This is a genomic window from Dokdonella fugitiva (assembly GCF_004342425.1).
Classification (GTDB): Bacteria; Pseudomonadota; Gammaproteobacteria; order Xanthomonadales; family Rhodanobacteraceae; genus Dokdonella_A; species Dokdonella_A fugitiva.
The window spans coordinates 1-2,454 of the sequence record NZ_SLWQ01000021.1; the positions used below are offsets into that span (position 1 = coordinate 1).

1 protein-coding gene is annotated in these 2,454 nt (G+C 70.2%); it reads left to right on the forward strand.

Annotated elements, in window-relative coordinates:
- Window positions 1–64: 64 nt before the first annotated feature.
- The coding region (locus EV148_RS18165) for an InlB B-repeat-containing protein (RefSeq protein ID WP_132000268.1) at window positions 65–2,454 on the forward strand (2,390 nt) is incomplete at its 3' end.

The window sequence follows — 2,454 nt, forward strand, 5'->3', positions numbered from 1 at the left end:
TGTTGCTGCTCGCGGCCTTGCTGGCGGCGGCGGGACTTTGGACCGGACGCAGGGAAATGCAGGCATGAAGACCGATTCGGCCGCATTCGCCTGCCAGCGATCGGGAATTGGGGTACCGCGCCGCTTCGGCGCGGGCCTGTCCCACTTTGCAGGCGGGGTCGCCCCGCATACCGACACGCCAACCGGAGACGTACCCATGACAGCACTCCCACATCCGCGCGTTCCGGTCGACCGGGCGCGCACCGCCACGATCCGGGCCGCGCAGGCGTTGGTCGTGCTGCTGGCGATGGTGCTGGCCGTATGCGCCCCCGTACAGGCTGGCGTGCCGGACGGTCTGGCAGCAAAGGACTGGCAGGCGATCCAGGCACAGCTGCCGATCAGGCCGATGGGCTGGGACACGAGTGGCGGCGCCCTCCAGCAGGGCAAGCTGACCGCAGGGGATGCGCAGACGGGTGACTACCTCGGCTACTCGGTCGCCGTCTCCGGCGACACTGCGGTGGTCGGGGCGCATTACGAGGACACCGGCGGTTTCAATGCCGGCGCGGCCTACGTGTTCGTGCGCAGCGGCGGGAGCTGGAGCCAGCAGGCCAAGCTGGTGGCTGGCGATCCGCAGGCGAATGACTATTTCGGCTATTCGGTGGCGCTCGACGGCGACACCGTGCTGATCGGTGCGTATGGCAAGAGCATCGGTGCCGGCGCGGCCTACGTGTTCGTGCGCAGCGGCGGGAACTGGATCCAGCAGGACAAGCTGGTGGCCGCAGACGCGGAGGCGTATGACGGGTTCGGTTATTCAGTGGCGCTCGAAGGCGACACCGCGCTGGTCGGGGCGCGTTTCGAGGCCACCGGCGGCACGGAGGCCGGCGCGGCCTACGTGTTCGTGCGCGGCAGTGGGAACTGGAGCCAGCAGGCCAAGCTGGTGGCCGTGGATGCGGAGGCATATGACTGGTTCGGCTGGTCGGTGGCGCTCGACGGCGATACCGCGCTGGTCGGGGCGCCTTACGAGGGCGACGGCGGCAGTGCTGCCGGCGCGGCCTACGTGTACGTGCGCAGCGGCGGGAGCTGGAGCCAGCAGGCCAAGCTGGTGGCCGGGGATGCGCAGGCGGGCGACCAGTTCGGTTTGTCGGTGGCGCTCGACGGCGACACCGCGCTGGTCGGGGCATATGGCGAGAGCGCCTTTGCCGGCGCGGCCTACGTGTACGTGCACAGCGGCGGGATCTGGAGCCAGCAGGCCAAGCTGGTGGCGGGGGATGCGCAGGCGGGTGACTGGTTCGGCTGGTCGGTGGCGCTCGACGGCGACACCGTGCTGGTCGGAGCGCCTTACGAGGACGACGGCGGCACGGAGGCTGGCGCGGCCTACGTGTTTGTGCGCAACGGCGGGAGCTGGACCCAGCAAACCAAGCTGGTGGCCGGGGATCCGCAGGCGTATGACGTTTTCGGTCTGTCGGTGGCGCTCGACGGCGACACCGTGCTGGTCGGGGCGTATGGCGAGGACGACGGCGGAGCGGATACCGGCGCGGCCTACGTATTCGTGCCCGTGTACGCGGTGCAGGCCGCCGTCAGCGGCCTGGCCGGCACCGGCCTGGTGCTGCGGAACAATGGCGGCGACGATCTGGCCATTGCCGCCGACGGCAGCCACGCCTTCGCCACCTTGCTGGCCGACGGCAGCGCCTATGCCGTGACCGTCGCCACCCAGCCGACCAATCCGCCGCAGACCTGCACCGTGTCCGGCGGCGACAACGATGATGGCAGCGGCACGATGGCCGGCGCGCCGGTCACCGTGAGCGTGACCTGCGCCACGGTCAGCTACACCGTCACCGCCACGGCGACCGGCAACGGCACGATCACGCCGGCCTCGCAAAGCGTCGATCACGGCGATACCGCAACGATCACGGTCACGCCGGCTGTCGGTCATCACGTGGTCTCCGTCACCGGCGACACCTGCACGCCCGCCGACAACGGCGACGGCACCTGGACGGCGCCGAACATCACCGCCGATTGCGCGGTCACGGCGACCTTCGCCATCAACGCCTACACGGTCACCGCCACGGCGACCGGCAACGGCACGATCACGCCGGCATCGCAAAGCGTCGATCACGGCGACACCGCAATGCTGACCGTCACGCCTGCGGTGGGCCACCACGTCGACACCATCGGCGGCACGTGTCCGTCCGGCACGCTGACGGGAACCAGCTACCAGACCGGCGCGATCACCGGCGATTGCAGCGTCACCGTCGCGTTCGCGCCGGATGCGCCTGCCGTCTACGTGGTCACGGCCAGCGCGAGCGGCAACGGCACGATCGCGCCGGCTTCGCAGAGCGTGACCCACGGCAGCGCGGCGACGTTCACGATGACACCGGACGCGGGCCACCACGTCGACACGATCAGCGGCACCTGCCCGGCCGGCACGCTGACCGGAACCAGCTACCAGACCGGCGCGATCACCGGCGACTGCAG